This is a genomic window from Desulfosporosinus fructosivorans (assembly GCF_004766045.1).
In the GTDB taxonomy this organism is placed as follows: Bacteria; Bacillota; Desulfitobacteriia; order Desulfitobacteriales; family Desulfitobacteriaceae; genus Desulfosporosinus; species Desulfosporosinus fructosivorans.
The window spans coordinates 76,907-97,928 of the sequence record NZ_SPQQ01000001.1 but is presented as its reverse complement, the minus strand read 5'-3'; the positions used below and the strand labels follow the sequence as shown (position 1 = coordinate 97,928).

Sequence of the window (21,022 nt, the reverse complement as noted above, 5' to 3'; positions counted from 1 at the left end):
TTCTTAAGATATGTTCGTAATTTCCTTTAATAATAAATCCGCTTTAAAAGGTTTTATGATAAAGCCTTTTGCTCCGTACCTAATACATTCCTCGATCATACTTTCTTGTCCCATTGCTGAACACATTAATACTTTTGCATCCGGCGCATAGCGGAGAATTTCTTTTAATGATTCCATACCGCCCAATACTGGCATGGTAATATCCATTATTACCAATTCAGGTTTTAAGTCCCTATATTGGCTGATGGCGTCTTGACCATTTGAAGCCTCACCGATAACTTGATGTCCTCCTCTTTCTAGCACTGACCGAACTACCTTCCTCATAAATATCGAATCATCCACAACCAAAATCTGCATGATATTATCTTCCCTCACTTCCAGGATACAATAGACTAACTGTTATAAAAAAAAACCATACCCAACGGGTATAGCTTAGCAGCACCCTTGGTAGCCCGGCGATCATTACTTTTCAAGGTAGAAGATCCGTGGCTTTGCGTCCTTAGCTTTCGCTAAGTTTGCCTTTTTCAAGCTATATATTAGTTTGGGGCATGAACGACGAAGGTTAAGCTGATATAATTAAAGCTGTATAAACTCGTTCAACTAAATTTGAATATCTGTATAAACATTTCCAAAAATGGCCATTTATACTAGTCTGCTTTTTACAATGTTTTCAGGTAATGGTACTTATTGCAACACAGTGTTCAGTATATTACCATCATTATGTAACTGTCAATATCGTATAATAATTATGTGGTGTTGAACTTGGATTTGCTGCTTTTCTACAGTACTAGATTTTTTCATTGAAGGGGTTGTAGCTATTGGACAGGAAACAATTAAATAGAGATAAGATCCTCGTATGTTCCAAAGATATTATCGAAAGTGAAGGAATACATAACCTGACCATATTAAATATAGTTAAAAAATGCAATATCAGTAAGAGGACCTTTTATGAAATATTTCCATCAAAAAAAATTCTAATTAACGAACTAAAACAAGGAGGTAATGGCCTACAAATCATTGATGAGCGGGAGGACATTATTAAAAAGGCCCGGGAAAGCTTTAGTAAGAAAGGCTACAACAGAATTGACATGGATGAGATAGCGAAAGCAGCTGGGATCCGGCGAACGACGTTATACAAATACTTCAAATCTAAAGAGGAGCTTTTAGAATACTGTGTCAAATATGAAACCGAAATGATCAAACGAGTGGCAGGGAAAACATTATTAAATATTGAAAATCCTGCAGAGGTATTGGAAAAATATATTACAGGTTTTTGTAAATATATAGAAAAGCCTTATCCGAGCACTTTATTTTCAGAAGCCTATAACTACAATAAGAAAATAGATGGGTACTCAAAAGACTTACATCACTTTTTTGTTAATAGTTTAATAAATGTTCTCGAATCTGGCGTCAAAAAAGGTATTTTCCACAGAGATCTGGATGTGGAGGGTATAGCGGTAGTCGTGTTGGCAGCCCTGAGTGGTCTTGATTACTTTAGTAAGATTAACCCTTCACTTGATATTAATGGTAGAATAAAAAATAACGTGCTCGCTCTTTTATTTAATACAATATTGATAAAACAGGAATCATGAACTTGATTAGATGCCTTTTCCTGCTTATATGGTGAATAAGCAGGTTATGTTATGATAAACTAAACACTTAAAATAGGTGGAGGGCAATATGCAACACGAATTCTCAAGAACTGAACTGCTTATTGGAAGCAGGGGTTTAGAAAAGCTCCGTAAAAGTACAATCATGATTTTGGGAATTGGGGGGGTTGGCTCATTTGCAGTTGAAGCTCTGGCCCGTGCAGCTGTGGGACATTTAATCTTAGTTGACTATGATGATATTTGTCTAACGAATATTAATCGCCAACTACATGCTCTCCACTCTACTGTAGGGGAAGCCAAAGTCGAGGTCATGAAACGTCGAATTCTGGAAATCAATCCGGAGGCTAATGTCGAAACGATCAAGGAGTTCTATTCTGACAAGGATGCCGACCGCATGCTTGGACGTAAGCTAGATTATGTGGTTGATGCTATTGATACTGTGTCCAGTAAAGTGAGTCTGGTCAAAGAATGTTTGCACCGTAAAATCCCGTTAATCTCAAGCATGGGGGCTGGAAACCGCCTTACTGCGGCTAACTACAAGGTAACAGACATCTCCAAAACCAGCGGGGATCCGCTTGCCAAGGCGGTACGCAAATTGTCACGCAAAGAAGGTATTACAAAAGGGCTTAAGGTCGTATCGACTACAGATCTACCACTGACTCCGATCTCCTCGCAAGCTGATTGCACAAATAACTGTATCTGTCCTAGTGGGGATGCTCATTGTGCAGAAAAACGCCAAATCCCCGGAAGTATTTCCTTCGTTACATCTGTTGTTGGACTGCTGATTGCTGGGGAAGTTGTGAGGGATTTATTGATAGATTAGCTCCTCAACTTATGACTGAAGCCCGCCCTTTCGGGCAGGCTCGAATTAGTGCGTCATTTTTTTGTCTGTACGTTAAATGTTTCAGGGCAACCCAGTATTGACCTGCTTTTTCCTAACCAGTTTCTTTATCATGGATTTCACGTTGTTTTTCTACATGCAATAGGTCCGATCTCTCGAGGTTGCTGTTGCGTCTTAAACACTAGGATAAAAATACCTATATCAATAAGAACATCCCCGACGCTGAACACTTGTTTTCTTAGTCCCAACACATCGAAATAAAATCGATCCGCCAAAAAGCTAAGATGCGTTGACGAAGTCATCAACCCATGAGTTCCTTGTCCCTCTTGCAAGACATTACGACTTGTCTCAGAAAGAAAAATTGGATCAACTGGCATTAACCCTCCATTCAACCCAATTACAAGGGTGTTCAGCAAAATTCCCAAGGTGATGTAACGCATCCCAGGCAGTGGTCTATTACGCAACGTGAAAATTAGCAATAAAAAATAGGACCCTGTATCAAGCATTGGACTTACCCAACTTGGTCCTAACTTAATTCCTTGAACAGCTGCCCAATATACGCCACTCTGTATCAAGAGAGCTAAAGGGACCAGCCAAAACCCCCGTAGAACGAGCTCTCCTAAGCGACTTAATTTTCCTCCACTTATAAGGCTTACGAGTAAAGCTAGAATCAAAGTTTCTATGAGCATATTTCACCTCTAAAAAGCCGTCCTAATATGTTAAAGCAGTTTGTAATTGGTCAGAACCGACCGTTCGCGCTGTCATTTCACTCGTGACCACTTTGCAAAATATTCCCACGATCTCCGGATCCAATTGAGATCCAGCGACTCTCTTAAGTTCAACAATGGCTTCGTCATGTGTACTGCCTTTGCGATAACTCCGATCCGTAGTAATCGCATCATAAGTATCTGCAACAGCAATGATCCGGGATTCTAATGGGATTTCTTCTCCTTTAATTCCATCTGGATAGCCCTTCCCATCATAACGCTCGTGGTGATGACGTACAACTTCTCCTATATCAAACATAAATTTTATGCCTTTAATAATTGTTTGACCAATAACTGGGTGACTGCGGATAGATTCCCACTCTGAATCCAGTAATTTACCTTCTTTATTCAGAATTAATTCGCTTACCCCAATCTTGCCTACATCATGCAACACAGCTGCGTATTTTAGTGACTGAATCTTTTCCTCACTCATTTTAATTTCTTCTGCGATAGCAACGGCGAGTTTCCCGACTCTGGCAGAATGTCCACTAGTGTAGGTATCTTTAGCTTCCAGCGCCTGGACTAAAGCTTCAACTGTGCTAAGATAATTTTCTCGCATGTCGATGTAAAGTTGGAAAGCGTGTCGAGAAATTAACAGTGGTATAAAGAGCAGTAGCAGCCCCATCGGACCATAATTATTATAAATTAAAGCCAATAAAAAGCCGAGAGGAACGAGTGCCATAAAGTTAGGCACAGACCAACGGATATTACTGACCCATATTGCCGAAGGAGATTTGCCGAACATCATTCCTAAGGCGACTGATACGATGGTAATATTTATTACCAAAAAAACTGAGGCAACTATTAAATAAAGTAGTAACGATAACCAATCAAATCGAAAAGAAGAAGGATTAATAAAATTCATTACTTCATGTGCGATCGCTAAAGACAAGACAAATTGCGATGCATTAAAAACACGTTTAAAAAGAGGCTGTTCTGACCCAGCCTTGCCAAACACAAAGAGTCCAGCCAAAGCCATAGCCGTCAGAGTTACTCCTAAGGGAAACAAAATCAGCGAAGAAAGGAAAATAGCATAACTGACCGTTACGTACCCACCTTTTGGTAGGGCAACAGGTAAAGATTCACTGGTGATTCCTAGAAAAGCAAAGATTAATAGCTGAATTAACAGGGCCATACTCCAATCCGTATGAAGAATGTTCCAACCTAGAATCAGTGTGGCAGAGATAGTTACAAAAGTAAAAAAGATTTTAAATTTCTTCGGTAAACCTTCCATTCGCCACTCCAACCCCTTATATAATCTGGCCGACTACTTTACAATTAGATCTTATACATTGCGCCACCGGCAAGAACGAGAGTAACGAGAACAGTAATAGCTTTGAATAATTTGCTCATTTGCGGTAAACCTCCTTGATCTTTTTTATCAAAGGGACAGTTTAACCGCTTCGCTCGTTTTCCGTTCCGCTGTTTTTTCCGCTCCGCTATGTAGGGAATTAACACAGAGTTCAAATCTAATTGTTAGGTAAGTCGGCCAAAGTTAGCAAGTTAATCGTTTCTAAGAAACCGTAGTTTTCGATTGACAGCATCAAGAGTTGCCTTTACGACTGCTTCACGATCATCGTTTCTGACCAAGGCGCATCCGGTAAGGGATTGTTCCCCTGCGGAGGTGATCATGGTTATAGATACCAGAGCAATCTGTTGTTTAGCAAGTTGCGTAACTCCAACATCCTCAGTGACGAAAATAAATTTATCTAAAGTGAGAGGGGAAAGCGCTTTCAGAGTGGCTTCAACGAACAGACGCAACTTATTATGAGCCGAAGATGGTCCCTGGGCGATTCCTTCAATAATCTTGTCGCCTGTTAACATTTCCACCTTAACTTCAGCCATTCCATTGACAGTTCTGAGTGTCACGCCAATCAATTTGGGACGCGTTGACTCTATAATAGCGAGGGTTACGTCTTCATCATCTTCCACTTGTGCTACGCTGATTTTCTTATGATCAATTTGCAAATCAAATTGAGCTACCAAAATAGATTCTACATCCCTGACGATCTGTTTAGGGACACGTCCTGCGCTGGCTAGTATGTGAACCTCTTCGATTTCGCCTTGATAATTGACTTTAATCCGAGCTGCTATAACAGACTTGATTTGCTTTATTGCCTGCTCCCAGTCTTGAGTTGGACAAGACATCTCTGACATGATAACACTCCTCGGTAATCTAAATTATTTTTTCCATTTACTCTGTAAAGATGTATTTTCGACGTTCGTCTGATTATTCCTCCCTCGTTTTTGTCAAAAGTGGCAAAACCTTCGTCTTTTTCTTATTTAGAACACGTCAGACCAAAAACTTTGATTTTTCGTCCACAATTACTGTTATGTAACATGAAAAATAACTCACATTCCTAAGCAGGTATGCCAGAGAAGTTTAAAGAACCGGCCCCCAACTTGTACTAAGCAGATTGCAAGAGGTACAAGTATGAAGAATCGTCCCCTAACTTACATCAAAAAGCCCCCCTTTACTGAGTTCAGTAAAGGGGGGCTTTCTGGGTGTACTATTAAGCCATGAACATTTTGAGATCCTCTTCAACGCTAGAGATACCTGCAATACCGAAGTTCTCAACTAAGACATTTACGACATTGGGGGACAAGAAGCCTGGTAGCGTCGGTCCTAAGTGAATATTTTTTACGCCTAGGGAGAGTAGCGCTAGTAAGACGATGACCGCTTTTTGCTCATACCAAGCGATGTTATAGGAGATTGGAAGTTGATTGATGTCTTCCAGTCCAAATACTTCTTTCAGTTTAAGGGCGATCACTGCCAAGGAATAGGAGTCATTGCATTGTCCGGCATCGAGGACTCTTGGAATGCCGCCGATGTCTCCGAGGTCCAGTTTATTGTACTGGTATTTTGCACACCCTGCCGTGAGAATCACGGTGTCATTCGGTAGTGCTTTCGCGAAATCTGCATAATAGTTACGACTCTTCATACGTCCGTCACAGCCAGCCATGACGAAGAAACGCTTAATGGCTCCCGTTTTGACGGCATCGACAACTTTGTCAGCGAGTGCCATGACTTGATTGTGGGCAAATCCCCCGATGATTTCTCCCGTCTCGATTTCTGTCGGTGCTGGGCAATTCTTGGCATGGGCGATAAGTTCGGCGAAATCTTTAGGCTTTCCGTCTACGCGCTCTGCGATGTGTTTAACGCCCTCGAAGCCGACCACTCCGGTGGTGTAGACACGATCCTTATACGAATCTTTCGGTGGTACGAGGCAGTTGGTGGTTAAAAAGATTGGGCCGTTGAAAGACTCAAATTCTGTCACTTGTTTATGCCAAGCATTTCCGTAGTTACCTACGAAATTGTCATATTTCTTAAAGGCTGGGTAGTAGTGGGCAGGAAGCATTTCCCCGTGTGTATAGACATCCACGCCAGACCCTTGCGTCTGGATCAGTAATTCTTCGAGGTCCTTCAGATCGTGACCGCTGATCAGAATGGCTGGGTTACTTCTAACTCCGATGTTAACTTTGGTGAGTTCAGGGTTACCGTAGGAAGTAGTATTCGCTTTATCGAGTAAGGCCATCACGTCAACCCCATATTTCCCTGCTTCCAAGACGAGGGCGACGAGATCACCAACGGCGAGCGTATCATCGAGTGTGGCGGCCAAAGCTTTTTCGATGAAGGCGAAGATTCCCGCTTCTTTGTACTCCAGAGTATATGCATGTTCAGCATATGCAGCAATCCCTTTTAGGCCGTAGGTGAGCAGTTCTCTGAGTGAGCGAACGTCTTCATTTTCTGTTGCTAAGACGCCAACTAGTGCGGCCTTCGCTTCGAACTCAGCGGCAGGTGCTGTCCAAGTTGCTGCATCGTGCAAGTTCGCTGGAATTTTACCGCCCACTCTAAGGACTGCTTGTTTAAGATCTTCGCGGAGTTCAAGCCCCTCTTTGATTCGATCTACGAAACGACTTGAATCGAAATTAGCATTTGTAATCGTACTGAAGAGGCTCTCCATGATAAATTTATCGACATCTTTACGGATAAGATGGCGTTCACGCGCTTGAACCGCGTAAACAGAGATCCCTTTTAAAGTGTAGATCAGAAGGTCTTGTAATTTGGCAACATTTTCAGGTTTTCCACAAACTCCTTTAATCGTACAACCGGTTCCTTTGGCTGTTTCCTGACACTGATAACAAAACATACTCATTCTTGTTTCCCCCTAAATTTTATTTAAATTTTCTGTAACTCGACTTGAACTTGACTAAGGTTAGTATAAATCAATCCCGCTCGTGATTCTGTGATTGCAGCGGTTCTTTTGGTGTGAGATAAATCACACTGAGCTTATCTTGGCGATTATTTCCCGATACACCAATACTCCAATAAATTAAGCTTAAAACCAAAAAAGCACGCCGATGGCGCACTGGTTAAACTACTCAAATACAATTTTATAGATCTTAAACCTACATACTAAAAAATGATTCAAAAGCAACTATCTCAGTTACAAACGCAGAGTCTTCTCTGGAGGACTAGAAGAGTGCATATTTAAGTCCTCAATTGCAACTGCTGTATAGGCTACAGTATAATGGAGATTATTAAGAGAGCATTATTAGATACCAAACATCTAACTGAATGGTAACAATAAACCATTAAACGGAGGAATAAGCAATGCTTAATGACCCAACTAGGACACCCAAAATTGCCAGAAGTGTATTTCTTGCTGATGGCTGTAAAATAATTGGAGATGTAACGATCGATGAACAATCCAGCGTATGGTATAACTCAGTCATTCGAGGTGATTTAGCGTTAATCAGTATTGGAAAAAATACCAACATCCAAGATCTGGTAGCTATTCATGTCAGCGAAAATCAACCTGTAATAATTGAGGATTTTGTGACGATTGGTCATTCCGCTATTCTCCACGGATGTAAAATTGGTAAAGGTTCACTTGTCGGAATGGGAGCAATCGTTCTTGATGGTGCCATAATAAATGAGGAAACCTCTATTGCTGCAGGTGCCCTTGTTCCTGGTAACATATCCTATCCACCGCGCGTTATGCTGATGGGAGTACCTGCACGAGTGGTAAGAGAGCTTACTGAGGCGGAAGTATCAGCGATGTTCGCAACTGCTGAACGATATGTGAGCAAAGCAAACGATGCTATGCGAGGTTTGCTCAATGATTCGTTGGTTAAAAAGTTCACTTTATTTTTGTCTTGACCTTGTGATGAAAATAAAAAAAAGGCCTACTAATATATAGATTGCGCCTTGACTCAGACGCTGGGTCGCGAGAAAGTAGGTACCTGCCACTATAAATGCGCCCGCAGCAATGTAATCCCAAATACTTCGATTCGAATTCTTTTTATCGGGACTCTTGTTAGTTTTCTTCATATTTATAATAATTCCCCTCCTTTCATTATTTAAAAGCCACTTGTTACTTTCTACTTTATCCAGATATCTAAATCATCCTTATTTTCAATAATTCTTTCGGCGATGTTTACTCCAACATAATTGAAATAATTTTCACCAGCATTCCGACAGAAATAATTGTGAGCTTCTATATAATTACCACTCGTAATAACTCGTCGGAGTAAAGGAATCCTATTTGTGGTGTTTATATCAAAGGTCTCAATTGACTTTCTAAATTCGTCTCCTAAGATAGCAGTCCCCCAATGCTTAGGCCCTTTTTTAGGTTTGGTCTTGTAAACACGCCTTATAAATTCAAAAGCAAATGCACCAAAGGTTATAAGAATCTTTGGATTATATTCAAGAGCAATTTCCCTAAATACTCCTATTTCTGAGACTACTTCTTCTGCCCACCAATTTAAGGTATTAGGAACTAGCAAACTATTACTAATTGCATTTCTAATCAGTATTTTAGAAGTATCTACTCTTCTATGGGTTTCCCTATATACTTTGTCCTGTACTTCATCTAATATTGGTGTCCATATGTCATGGCGTACCGGATGTCTTGGATCAAATAATAACCATATTGGATAAGTTCTTTCCCCCGACTCCATCTCCATCTCTATCTTCTCCTTAATGTTCTTATCTTAAGTTCCAGATTTCACATAACTCTGCAAAATAGGAAGTGGGCAATACATCCTCACAATAGAAGATTAGCATTGTGCTTATCCCAAGTCAACATGACCATAATTAATATATCTAATAATTGATTTTTTAATTATGGTACGTACTGGATTTCCAGAACATCCAGAGGGTTTATGGAAATTGGGTATTACCCATTTTCATAAACCCTCTGTTTATGATGAGTGTATCATATTATGAGACTTCCACTTCTACAAGCGGGAGTGGCACCTCGAAGAACGAATACAGTATTTTCTTCGTATCTAACCTACATAGAGGGAGGATCTTTAGGTTTTTTACTAAATGGCCATCGTTGATGAGTGAGGAAGGAAAACCGTGACGAACTTCTAGCGTTACCCTCTTGTTCAGCAGAGTATATTCCGTCAATTTCATTGATATCTTCGATAATATTCTCCATATTTATCTTACGGAAGGGAGTTCTTAGGTTATATTCGATGATGGTTCTGCTGTTTTCCTCTGTTAACAAAGTCATAGAGATATTTTGAGGAATTATACCGTGTAATTCCAAAAGGCGGTTTATTTCTTTAACTTTACAAGTCCCATTTACGGCAACTACTTTTAATGTTTGCTTATTTCTGAAGAAATAAGTTTCGACAGAGCGCTCTAGAGTAAGGAAAACTAAAGCTGTCACAAAAAAGGCCGAAAAATAGAATCCTGCTCCTGCAGCTAGTCCAATCGCTGCAACAACCCAAAGTGAGGCGGCAGTTGTTAATCCTTTAATGGATGTATTGTCTCTTAAAATAGTCCCCGCTCCTAAAAATCCGATACCAGAAACGACTTGAGCGGCTAGTCGGGCGGGGTCTTTATTGACTGAATTGAAATCATTAAATCCATACATAGATAGGACCATAATTAAAGCAGAACCCAGGGATACTAAAATATGCGTTCTAAATCCTGCCGGACTATCCTGTCGTTCTCTTTCGAAGCCTACTACCCCTCCAAAAACACAAGCCAAAAGTAATCTTAAAGCAATCTCATATTCCGTAATATGCATTCTGTTTCACATCTTTCTCAATAATTTAAACTGTGTAGTCGTTAAGTTCTTCTTGATGAAACGTACAAATTATTTGTTAAAGATGAGTATTTTAGACATATTAATTAGTCATATTCTATTATTCGATAAATCAAATAATAATCCTTTTTTATACCTATTATAAGGCTATATCCTTCATGCGTTCATACTTTATTCTTATTATGGTAAAATCTCCTCTCATTTTCTAATTAGCAAAACCTTCGAAACCTGTTGAATCCAATTTACTATTTATATGGTTACATTGTTGACTTAAAATGCAATTAGCCAGAAATTTAATGACTTCTGCTAACTGATCAGTGCTCAAACTTCGAAAGAAACATAGGTTTTCCTTAAACATAAAAAGTTGCTGAAGTTATAGCTAAACAGATTGGTTCTTAACGCAAAAAGAGCAAAATACAACAAACAGTCCTATATGGACTGTTTGTTGTATTTTGGTAAATATGATAGAGGCGAACAACACATTTTCTACAGTTTTTAAGCTTACAAGGCCATTGTAGTATATAGGAATAAAGTGTGAATCACAACGTTTTGCTAATTATATAAACACATATAGATTGACTTTATACTTAGTTTAATAGTGTAACTGCCACTTCGTCATCACATCATTTTACCTTCAAATAAGGCTCTTCTCTTTAAATCGACCATTAGTTCTTCAAACTGTTTTAAATCCAGAGACTGGGCACCGTCGCACAGGGCCCTTGATGGGTCATTATGGGCTTCAATCATTAGCCCGTCGGCCCCTACAGCCATGGCTGCTTTGGCAAGGGGTGCAACGAGGCTACGTATTCCTGCCGCATGACTGGGGTCCACGATCACCGGAAGGTGCGACTTCTGCTTGAGCAGCGGAATTGCGGATAAGTCTAAGGTATTTCTCGTCATCGTCTCAAAAGTGCGGATACCTCGCTCGCAAAGGATGACTTGTTCATTGCCTTCGGACATAATATATTCTGCACTCATCAGCAGCTCTTCGATCGTGTTGGCTAGCCCTCGTTTAAGGAGGATCGGTTTTCTACATTTGCCCACTTCTTTAAGCAGGTCAAAGTTCTGCATATTCCTAGCTCCGATCTGGATAATATCAACTTCTTCTAGCAACGGGATCTGGGTTTGATTCATGATTTCTGTGATAATGGGAAGTCCTGTCGCCTTTTTTGCAGCCAAAAGCATCTTTAAGCCTTCTTCTTGTAACCCCTGAAAGGCGTAGGGAGAGGTGCGTGGTTTGAATACGCCACCGCGCATGATGGTTGCACCGCTGAGTTGCACGGATTTGGCGATCTCAAGGATTTGCTCTGTACTCTCCACTGAGCAAGGACCAGCGATAACCGTAAAGTACCCTTCTCCAATGCTAACATTACCCACCCTTACGGTGGTATTTTCAGGGTGAACGATTCTGTTAACCGCTTTATAGGGCTCTGTTACGCGTTTGCCATATTCAACAATGTCATTGGTATGGACAATATGGTCTACATCCACCTTAGCTGTGTTACCGATCAGACAGACCACGGTGTGTTCTGTTCCAGTGCTCAGGATTGTGGAAAAGCCCTCTGCTTCAAATTTATAAATGAAGGCATTAATCTGATCCTTCGTTACGTTTGGTTTTAGTACAAATACCATATGCCCTCACTCCTCGTATGTCAATTTGATTCCTGATCAGTGAACTCGCTTAAGCTAAAGCTGAACATCGATACTTAGGTCGGGGAGTCTCAAAATTCAATCCTGTTCCCTTACAGCGTTCTTCATGCTTCTGACATATTCATAAATATACGAGCCAGCATTTTCGCCGTGCTTCTCAATTATTTTGACGATTGCGCTCCCAACAATCACTCCATCCGCAATTTTGGCTATCTCCCCGGCCTGAAGAGGTGTGTTAATCCCGAAGCCAACGGCGGTGGGAATAGTACTCGATTCCTTGATAACCTCTAATATCGCCGACAGATCAGTTTTAATCTCACTTCTCATCCCCGTAACACCCATGGAGGAAACCACGTAGATGAAGCCGGTTGCCTCCTTGGCAATCTGTTGAATGCGCTGTTCCGAGGTGGGCGCAATCAAGGAAATAACGTCGACTCCAAAACCTGCGGCAACTTCAGCCAGTTCACCCTTTTCCTCATAGGGCAAATCAGGGATGATAATGCCATCAACCCCCAACTCAGCGCAGCGGGCGAAAAACCGAGGGTAACCGTAGTTAAACACGGGATTTAAATAAGTCATAAAAACGAGCGGCACTTCTGTCTTTTGGCGCACAGAGGCCACCAGGTCAAAAATCTTGTCAACGGTTGCACCCGCAGATAGTGCGCGGATATCTGCTTCTTGAATGACCAAGCCCTCGGCCATCGGATCTGAGAACGGAATGCCGATTTCTACCAAATCAGCGCCCCCCCGGATCATCTCTAAAATAAACTCCTCGCTCTTTTCCATGGATGGATCTCCAGCCGTGACAAATCCAATAAACGCTTTTCCGTTTTTAAAAGCCTGTGCAATTTTACTCATCGATACATACCCCCTTGTAGCGCGCAATGGCGGCAACATCCTTATCCCCTCGTCCTGACAAACATACGATAATGATTTGGTCCTTGCTCATGGTCCCAGCAATTTTCTGTACATGGGCGATAGCGTGGGCACTCTCAATGGCACAGATAATACCCTCAGTTCGTGCCAAATATTCGAAGGCTTCTACAGACTCGTCATCGCTTACGGGCACATACTCTGCCCGGCCTGTATCGTGAAGGTTAGCGTGTTCCGGTCCGATCCCCGGATAGTCAAGGCCGGCCGAGATTGAGTACACAGGCGAAATTTGTCCATACTCGTCCTGACAGAAATAAGACTTCATGCCATGGAATACGCCTAATCTTCCCTTAGCAATAGTTGCGGCATGCTTTTCGGTATGAAGACCATGTCCCGCTGCCTCGCAGCCTATTAAGCGTACCGCTTGATCACCGATAAAGTTATAAAACATTCCTATTGAGTTGCTGCCACCCCCTACACAGGCAACCACAGCATCTGGGAGTTTACCCTCGAGTTTCAGAATCTGCTCTCTCGCTTCTAAGCTAATCACACTCTGAAAATCGCGGACCATCATCGGAAATGGATGGGGGCCCATCACAGAACCTAAAACATAATGGGTGTCATGAACACGAGCTGTCCATTCCCGAAACGTTTCGTTAACCGCATCCTTCAAGGTCATGGTACCGCTAGTGACCGTGTTAACTTTGGAGCCTAAAAGCTGCATACGGTAGACGTTTAAGGCCTGTCTGTCCGTATCTTCCTTGCCCATAAAAATCTCACATTCTAAACCAAGAAGCGCCGCCGCCGTGGCAGTAGCAACACCGTGCTGACCGGCACCTGTTTCGGCAATGACGCGTGTTTTGCCCATTTTCTTGGCCATCAGGACCTGTCCCAGTACGTTATTGATTTTGTGAGAGCCGGTATGGTTTAGGTCTTCACGCTTTAAATAGATTTTAGCGCCTCCTAAATCCTTAGTCATTTTCTCCGCATAATAGAGCAGAGACGGTCTGCCTGCATATTCACTCAACAACTTGTTCAACTCTGCGTTGAACTCTGGATCGGTTTTAAATTGCTCATAGGATTTTTCTAGGTTAATGATTTCATTCATCAGGCTCTCTGGAATGTATTGGCCCCCGTGAATGCCGTATCTGCCTTTAGCCATTGTGCATTCTCCTTACTATTTCTAAAATTTTAGCTCGGTCTTTCAGGCCGTCCGTTTCCACCCCGCTGCTTAAATCTACAGCATATGGACTTGTAGCTAGGATCGCCTGTTCAAGATTGTCTGCCATTAACCCACCGGCCAGGAAAAAGGGTTTCTGATTCTGTTCTTGATTCTTCACCTGGCTGACTAGACTCCAATCAAAACTCTCACCCGTTCCACCAGCTCCGTTGTCGAGCAACAGAAAGTCGGCAACGGTATGCTGCCCACTTACTATATCCTCCTCGGATAAAACGCGGACTGCCTTGATGATGGGCTTATTGGTCAGTGTTTTTAATTCTCGGATATAATTTTCATTCTCATCCCCATGAAGTTGGGCCATTTCGATAGTGTTATCATTTAAGAGTTTGGCCACCTTCTCCAACGACTCATTGACAAATACCCCCACCGGCGTGATCTCTGACTTGAGCCTAGGACGCATAGCTTCTGCCCAAACCACGCTCACCTGGCGACGACTTTTAGCGAAAACAAAGCCGATAAAGTCTGGCCTAGCCTCATTAACGTAGTCGATGTCGCAGTCCCGAAACAATCCACAAATTTTTATTTTCCTCAAACACAATCACCTCTCATAGTGCCATGTTCACTTCATACGATTTCATGTTCTCCTCGCAGAATAGCTAACTGCTCTTTTTTATTCTCGCTGCGCATTAAGCTTTCCCCGATGAGTACAGCGTCGGTCATGTTCGCTTTAAGCCTTGCCACATCCTCGGGAGATTTAATGCCGCTTTCCGAGATGAAGAGGATGTCCTCCGGCACCAAGGCGCGAAGCCTTAGGCTGGTGGTAATGTCAACCTCGAAAGTCTTCAGGTTACGGTTATTGACCCCGATCATTCTGGCCCCTGCAGCTAAAGCTGATTTGACCTCCTCCTCCGTATGCGCTTCCACAAGGACAGACAGTCCCAAGCTGTGGGCGATATCCAGGTATTCCTTCAAGGTATCGGTGTTCAGCAGGGCACAAATCAGAAGAATCGCTGAGGCCCTTATGATCTTCGACTCATAAATTTGATAGCTGTCCACGATAAAATCCTTACGAAGGAGAGGAAGACTTACCTCTTGCTTGATCTCTGTGAGATACCGATCTTGTCCATGAAACCAATAGGGTTCCGTGAGAACTGAAATCGCCGCAGCGCCTGCCTCTTCATACTCCTTAGCAATTTTCAGATAGGGAAAATCTTGAGCAATGATGCCTTGCGAGGGTGAAGCCTTTTTTAGCTCGCAGATGAAGGATAAACCCTCTGCTTTTAGAGCTTTTTCAAAAGGAAAGCCGGTAGTTGTGTCTAAGCTGGTATTGGAGACTAAGGCTTTTGCCTCTGAGATGACCTGCTCCAGGGATTTTCGTTGTTTCAGTTCAGCAACCCGTTCAACGGTTCGGGCTGCTATTTTTTCCAGGATCATACCCCCACCTCATTGGAAAGTCTCGCGAAGTCTTCAAGTTTCTTACTAGCCAGGCCACTGGTGATTAGGTCCAGGGCAAGAGGGATTGCACTCTCGATGGTCGCTGCCTTCCCGGCCAGATACAGACACAGTGCTGCGTTGAGAACGACAACATCGCGCTTAGCACCCTGCTCGGTTCCGTTTAAAATACTGCGGGTAATTTTGGCGTTCTCCTCGGCGTCGCCCCCGATCAGCTCAGCCAAGGTACAACGTTTCAGCCCCAACTCCTCTGGGTCAAGGTAATAGCTTTTTAAAACCCCCTCTTCTATTTCGCAGACCTTCGTCCTAGTTGTGAGAGTTGCCTCGTCCAAACCGTCGCAACCATGGACCACCATGCCACGCTTAACACCGAGATTGGAGAGTACCTGGGCCAAAGGCTCCACAAGGTTTTCGTCATAAACACCCATCAACTGCATATTCGCCCCGGCGGGGTTGGCCAGAGGTCCCAAAATATTAAAGATTGTGCGGACGCCCAATTCCCGTCGCACGGGAGCACAGTGTTTCATCGAGCTGTGATAGGTTTGGGCAAACATAAAGCATAGATTGATTTCCATTAAAATCTTCCTACTATGCTCAGCAGTAATGGCGATATTAATCCCCAACTTTTCCAAGACATCCGCCGCACCGCTTTTACTGGATACACTGCGGTTGCCATGCTTGGCTACAGGAACACCGCCGGCCGCAACGACAAAAGCAGTTGTGGTGGAGATGTTAAAGGTTCCCACCTCATCCCCACCGGTGCCCACAATATCCATGACATCATGAACCTCCTGATTAAGGGATATGGCCTTTTCGCGCATTGCCATAGCGCTGCCGGTAATCTCATCAATACTCTCACCCTTCATCCGCAGTGCCGTGAGAAAAGCTCCCATTTGCCCATGAGTAGCGGTCCCGTCCATCATTTCTCCCATAACCGCCTTTGCCGCCTCATAATCTAAGTCTTCTCCTTTAATGACCTTGTATATTGCTTCAACGATCATGTGTATCTCCTCCTAAAAAATTCTCCATGATGATTCTGCCCTGCGGTGTTAGGATAGACTCCGGATGAAATTGAACCCCATATACTTCATAATCTCTGTGTTTAACGGCCATGATCTCCCCATCATCCGTACGGGCGATTATCTTGAGTTCACTGGGTATGGTGTCTTCGATTGCGGCCAGTGAATGATACCGCGCACCTTGGATAGTTTTGGGCAATCCGGCAAAAAGGGAATAGTCGGTATCAATGGTTATTTGCGATTGCTTACCGTGCATGAGCTCCTTGGCATAAGATACGGTGGCCCCAAACCCCTCGCAAATGGACTGATGCCCCAGGCAGACCCCCAACACGGGAATTCTTCCTGCGAAATGTCTGGCACTCTCGACACATACTCCCGCATCCTCCGGTCTACCAGGACCAGGGGAGAGGATAATCGCCTCAGGAGCCAAAGCCTCAATTTCTGGAACACTTAACTCATCGTTGCGGATGACCTTAATATCCGGATTGATGGAGCCGATGAGTTGATATAGGTTATAGGAAAAACTGTCATAGTTATCAATTAAAAGAATCATTAGTCGATCCCCTCCTCAGACAGTTTTAACGCGTTCATAACCGCTTGGGCTTTGTTAATACATTCCTGATACTCGTTTTCCGGCACGCTGTCGGCAACAATACCAGCGCCGGAGCGAATAAATACCTTGCCATTTTTCTTAAAGGCAATACGAATTGCAATGCAGGTATCCAGGTTACCAGTAAAATCAATATACCCGATCGCACCACCGTAAATGCCTCGCTTATTGTTTTCAAGTTCGTTGATAATCTCACAGGCTCGGATTTTAGGTGCGCCGGAGAGAGTTCCTGCAGGCAGTACTGCGTCTAAAGCATCCAAGGCGTTTTTATCGTCCCGTATCTCTCCCCGAACCGTGGATCCGATGTGCATAACATGAGAGAAACGCTCGATGGACATATACTTTTCCACCTTTACCGTTCCGAATTTACTGATTCTACCTAGGTCGTTTCTACCCAAATCTACTAACATATTGTGTTCGGCCAATTCTTTCGGGTCGGAGAGTAAATCCTTTTCGTTCTCAAGATCCTCCTCCTCCGTCTTCCCTCTTGGCTTTGTGCCTGCCAGTGGGAAAGTATGGAGGCTGCCGCTTTGGAGTTTTACGAGGGTTTCCGGGGAAGCACCAGCAATTTCAAGATCATCGCTGGAGATATAGAACATGTAGGGCGACGGATTTGATGTTCTTAAAACACGATAGGCATTGAGGAGGCTACCTTCAAAATCCGCTTCAAAACGGTTGGATAGCACAACCTGAAAGATATCCCCTTCCCTAATATAATGCTTCGCCCTGTTCACCATAGCGCAATACTCAGTCTCCTTAAATAACGGTCGGAATTCAGAGGTTATTTTAGCGGGGGAGGTCTCTTGATAAACACCATGTTTAATGAGGTTTACCATGCTTTCAATTTCCAGGACGGCCTTGTTATAGCCTGAATCCAGTTCATCGGTTTTTACATTGGCAATAAGAATAATTTTCTGCCTCAGATGGTCAAAGGCGATCACTTTGTCAAAAAGCATCAGGTCTACGTCCTTAAAACCTTCCTGATCGTCAGCGTCTAGTTTTAGTGACGGCTCATTGTATTTGATGTAATCATACGAGAAATAGCCTACAAGACCGCCAGTGAAGGGCGGCAGGTACTCAAAGCGTGGACTTTTGTTCTCGTCTAGGATCTGTTGGATATACTCACGGGGGTGTTTTGTATAAACAATAGTTTTTGTACCCGAATTGATGTTGAGCACTCCGTTTGTACAAGCCAGCTCTAGTTTCGGGTCAAAACCCAAAAATGTGTAGCGTCCCCACTTTTCAGCACTCTCCAGACTCTCTAACAAAAAACAATGACGGCTGACGTTCTTGAGGATTTTCAGCACCTCAATTGGAGTCCTGACATCAGAATATATCTCACGGCTGACTGGAATCATTTTATATTCCGTGGCAATTCCCTTGGCTTCATTTAAGCTTGGTCTATACATAATTACCCTCCTTATGGTCGCAAAAAACCCGCCCTTGACTATATAGTCAAGGACGGGTTTGAATAAACAAATCTCCGCGGTGCCACCTTGCTTTGCGGAAAAATCCGCACGCTTATCAGAATACTATCATATTCCTGGCAACTGACGTATGCCTTCTCGTCGCGAAATACTCAGCTATTGCCTTTGATCGCGCCCTCCGTGGTCCATTTAACAATCTGCGTCCTGCCGGGTTCACAGCGGCTCCGGCTCTCTGAAAGTGCACGATTTGTTTTTATCTCCACATCAACGGTTTATTGTAGCTATTGAATTATTATTTATAATATGCGTATTAATCCTGTTTGTCAACTATTTTACTAAAAGCCTACAAACTCCGCTATGAAAACAAAAATCTAAAATAAGATGTATAATGACAGGGACCCTCCCCACCAAAGAAAGCTAAGCAGCTAATTGGTAGAGAAGGTCACAAAGGCGGAGACCAAAAGATTATCTCCTAAATAATCGTGCCCAAAAGCTGCGATTTTCAAGTTTTTCAAAATTACGTTTTTCCTGATTGACAGAGTTTTTTAGATCTACCTTGGCCCAAACCAATTTGATAATAATCATTCCTTTCTTCTCTATTACTTATAATATATCCACGCTTGTACTTTTTTAAACATGTAAGCTTTGATCCCACTATTGAGCTCGGACTCGCGCAGTTAATCTTCAAGATTACTCGCTCTTCGCTCTCAACGATTAATTCAGTTGGTGGCCCCCTGATAATCTAGTCTACGGTCGTATTAACGAGTGAGGAAGATTAGTTAAATACTGATGAATAGGCAAAATCCTTAATTTATAGTTAGTACCTGTTTAAGCGAACTAAAGGAGGAGAAAACGTGAAGTGTACCTGCGACCATGAAGTTGGAACTAACGACTATTGCCCTAACTGCGGGAGACCCGTTGAGTTGGACAATACACTCCCAACATCAGAAGATGAAGCACATAAAGTTGAAAACGGTGAAGTTAAGAAAATCACCATAAGTCCCCAAATAAGCTCTAGAAAACCGAAAGAGATTAAGGTTGCCATTTTCTCAATCATAGCTGTTTGCCTAGTCATAGTCGGGTGCAGTTACTACTGGTTTACAACAATTTATCAACCAAACCGAAGCCTATCGATAGCCACTACGCTTTTAAATATTGATAAGAAAACTGAAGCTGATGAGGTTTTCCGATCCTTCATCTCGGATTACCCACAGCACGCCAAAGTTTCTTTTGCGTATGGAAAGCTATTTGAGCTTAATTTTAGTGACGAGACCAGATCTGGCGATATATTAAAAATACTACAAGAGAAATATCCTGCATCTGAAGAATATGCCCATAGCTTAGCCAAATCAGCTGCCCGCGAGATCGATACTTTCACACCTCTTTTCGATAACTACTATAATACTGGGCTTGGGAAAGATAAATATTACTCTAAAGGTAAAAGTCTTCTTAAGCAGCTTAATGAGCTTAGCAATTCAAGTGCCTTTATTACGGCGGGTGGCGATGATCTCATTACCACGCTAAACAATATAGTAAACCCTCCTTTCGGAGCTATCGAGTTTCAGCTAGCCTTAAGCGACTACATTAACATTGAGTCTGTAACATCTGCTGACAAACCAGAGGTCAAACTAACCAAGAGTGATGGAACGTCTGCTAAGGTTCAATACGACAAGGATACCAGAATTGTTAGCTCGTATGAACTAACTCCGGGGAACTATAAATTGGATATCAATATGATAAGAACCTCTGGAGCCCGCCGCAGCAACTATTTTGGTGGGGAATCACTTACCATCATCCCTGGGCGCAAATACAAAGACACTACGTACCTGTTTACAAAAAACGCGTCCAGCTCAAGTTCTAATAATATAGATCCCCGATATTTGGCCCTAGACAACAATACGCAGAGCATTGTTGCTAAACAAATAACTGCCTCCTCGGATTCCCCTGTACCAGCAGAAATTACTGGAGCGGTTCTACCTCCGGGATACAGCATTCCTGATAATGATCATTATCTCTTCGACTTAGATAATGATATGAAAAACGAGCTTATCGCCTACTACCATGAAACGCATTCGCTTGCGGTCTTACATTGGAATGGCAAAGCATTTGAAGAGCAAGCTACATTCAATATTGGAAGTAATGATTCAAATCTTAACTTTTCTATGTATCCAATAAGCATTAAATTATATAACTTTGCAGGGATTTCGTTCCCTGTCTTGGGCCTAATAACGACAAGCGGTGAGAGCGGAAGTTATCCGGAATTAACGCTTTTAAATTGGAATGGCAAAGACGGATACAACATCATTTGGGACGCTACGGCTGGAGAAGATGGTGATTGGCAAATATCTAAAAATGGGATCGTTATGAGTCAAGACAACTTCAATGTCAAAGCACATGCTAATGCCAAGACTAGATTTACCCAAGAGTATGAATACAATGGCACTTCCTTTATTTTGTCCAACGAGTATTCATCTCCAATAAGGTAGGAAAAGCTGGGACAATTTCTTAGGAAGTGAATCTATCGTTGTA

19 protein-coding genes and 1 riboswitch are annotated in these 21,022 nt (G+C 42.6%); of the genes, 4 read left to right on the top strand and 15 right to left on the bottom strand.

What is annotated here, in order from left to right:
* Positions 1–3 precede the first annotated feature (3 nt).
* Positions 4–357 carry a response regulator gene (locus E4K67_RS00455; protein WP_420841509.1) on the bottom strand — a complete coding sequence of 118 codons (354 nt, stop codon included), beginning with the start codon at positions 355–357 and terminating at the stop codon, positions 4–6.
* 86 nt (positions 358–443) lie between these two features.
* Positions 444–530: riboswitch (cyclic di-GMP riboswitch) on the bottom strand.
* A 288-nt stretch (positions 531–818) separates the two neighbouring features.
* Between E4K67_RS00455 and E4K67_RS00450 the strand changes: the two genes are divergently transcribed.
* Positions 819–1,592, top strand: a complete 774-nt coding sequence (locus E4K67_RS00450; protein WP_135544462.1) for a TetR/AcrR family transcriptional regulator — start codon at positions 819–821, stop codon at positions 1,590–1,592.
* Positions 1,593–1,680: 88 nt separating this feature from the next.
* On the top strand, positions 1,681–2,433 hold the full coding sequence (locus tag E4K67_RS00445) for a tRNA threonylcarbamoyladenosine dehydratase (RefSeq protein WP_135544461.1): 753 nt from the start codon (positions 1,681–1,683) through the stop codon (positions 2,431–2,433).
* Between the two features lie 137 nt (positions 2,434–2,570).
* On the opposite strand, the gene E4K67_RS00440 is transcribed toward E4K67_RS00445, so the two are convergent.
* The 4 genes from E4K67_RS00440 to hcp form a co-directional block, all read right to left on the bottom strand.
* Positions 2,571–3,140 carry a DUF5317 domain-containing protein gene (locus tag E4K67_RS00440; protein ID WP_135544460.1) on the bottom strand — a complete coding sequence of 190 codons (570 nt, stop codon included), beginning with the start codon at positions 3,138–3,140 and terminating at the stop codon, positions 2,571–2,573.
* Positions 3,141–3,162: 22 nt separating this feature from the next.
* Positions 3,163–4,452, bottom strand: a complete 1,290-nt coding sequence (locus E4K67_RS00435) for an HD-GYP domain-containing protein (protein ID WP_135544459.1) — start codon at positions 4,450–4,452, stop codon at positions 3,163–3,165.
* A gap of 269 nt (positions 4,453–4,721) precedes the next feature.
* The gene (locus tag E4K67_RS00430) at positions 4,722–5,375 is read right to left on the bottom strand and encodes a hypothetical protein (RefSeq protein WP_135544458.1); all 654 of its coding nucleotides are present in this window, start codon (positions 5,373–5,375) and stop codon (positions 4,722–4,724) included.
* Between the two features lie 356 nt (positions 5,376–5,731).
* Positions 5,732–7,375 carry a hydroxylamine reductase gene (gene hcp, locus E4K67_RS00425; protein ID WP_135544457.1) on the bottom strand — a complete coding sequence of 548 codons (1,644 nt, stop codon included), beginning with the start codon at positions 7,373–7,375 and terminating at the stop codon, positions 5,732–5,734.
* A gap of 458 nt (positions 7,376–7,833) precedes the next feature.
* Between hcp and E4K67_RS00420 the strand changes: the two genes are divergently transcribed.
* Entirely contained in the window at positions 7,834–8,382 is a 549-nt protein-coding gene (locus tag E4K67_RS00420; RefSeq protein WP_135544456.1) for a gamma carbonic anhydrase family protein, read from the top strand.
* Positions 8,383–8,603: 221 nt separating this feature from the next.
* Here the strand turns inward: E4K67_RS00420 and E4K67_RS00415 are convergent, their stop codons facing one another.
* The 10 genes from E4K67_RS00415 to trpE all read right to left on the bottom strand — a co-directional run bounded on the left by E4K67_RS00415 (position 8,604) and on the right by trpE (position 18,475).
* A complete protein-coding gene (locus tag E4K67_RS00415; RefSeq protein ID WP_135544455.1) occupies positions 8,604–9,188 on the bottom strand; it encodes a hypothetical protein in 585 nt (194 codons plus the stop codon).
* A 329-nt stretch (positions 9,189–9,517) separates the two neighbouring features.
* Positions 9,518–10,264: an MgtC/SapB family protein gene (locus E4K67_RS00410; RefSeq protein WP_135544454.1), complete on the bottom strand. Its 747-nt coding sequence runs from the start codon at positions 10,262–10,264 to the stop codon at positions 9,518–9,520.
* 636 nt (positions 10,265–10,900) lie between these two features.
* Complete coding sequence (gene aroF / locus E4K67_RS00405; protein WP_135544453.1) at positions 10,901–11,914, bottom strand: 3-deoxy-7-phosphoheptulonate synthase; 1,014 nt, start codon at positions 11,912–11,914, stop codon at positions 10,901–10,903.
* Between the two features lie 96 nt (positions 11,915–12,010).
* Positions 12,011–12,790 (bottom strand): tryptophan synthase subunit alpha, encoded by a 780-nt coding sequence (gene trpA / locus E4K67_RS00400; protein ID WP_135544452.1) that lies wholly within the window; start codon positions 12,788–12,790, stop codon positions 12,011–12,013.
* The gene (trpB, locus tag E4K67_RS00395; protein ID WP_135544451.1) at positions 12,783–13,967 is read right to left on the bottom strand and encodes a tryptophan synthase subunit beta; all 1,185 of its coding nucleotides are present in this window, start codon (positions 13,965–13,967) and stop codon (positions 12,783–12,785) included. The genes trpA and trpB overlap by 8 nt, the downstream gene beginning before the upstream one ends.
* Positions 13,960–14,577, bottom strand: coding sequence for a phosphoribosylanthranilate isomerase (locus E4K67_RS00390; RefSeq protein ID WP_135544450.1), 618 nt, complete (start codon positions 14,575–14,577; stop codon positions 13,960–13,962). The genes trpB and E4K67_RS00390 overlap by 8 nt, the downstream gene beginning before the upstream one ends.
* Before the next feature lie 32 nt (positions 14,578–14,609).
* Entirely contained in the window at positions 14,610–15,419 is an 810-nt protein-coding gene (gene trpC / locus E4K67_RS00385) for an indole-3-glycerol phosphate synthase TrpC (RefSeq protein ID WP_135544449.1), read from the bottom strand.
* The gene (trpD, locus tag E4K67_RS00380) at positions 15,416–16,438 is read right to left on the bottom strand and encodes an anthranilate phosphoribosyltransferase (protein ID WP_135544448.1); all 1,023 of its coding nucleotides are present in this window, start codon (positions 16,436–16,438) and stop codon (positions 15,416–15,418) included. Before trpD ends, trpC begins: the two co-directional genes overlap by 4 nt.
* Positions 16,428–17,009, bottom strand: coding sequence for an anthranilate synthase component II (locus E4K67_RS00375; protein WP_135544447.1), 582 nt, complete (start codon positions 17,007–17,009; stop codon positions 16,428–16,430). The genes trpD and E4K67_RS00375 overlap by 11 nt, the downstream gene beginning before the upstream one ends.
* Positions 17,009–18,475, bottom strand: a complete 1,467-nt coding sequence (trpE, locus tag E4K67_RS00370) for an anthranilate synthase component I (RefSeq protein ID WP_135544446.1) — start codon at positions 18,473–18,475, stop codon at positions 17,009–17,011. The genes E4K67_RS00375 and trpE overlap by 1 nt, the downstream gene beginning before the upstream one ends.
* Positions 18,476–19,347: 872 nt before the next feature.
* Here trpE and E4K67_RS00365 point away from each other — a divergent pair.
* Positions 19,348–20,979, top strand: a complete 1,632-nt coding sequence (locus tag E4K67_RS00365; protein WP_135544445.1) for a hypothetical protein — start codon at positions 19,348–19,350, stop codon at positions 20,977–20,979.
* The last annotated feature ends 43 nt before the right edge of the window (positions 20,980–21,022 follow it).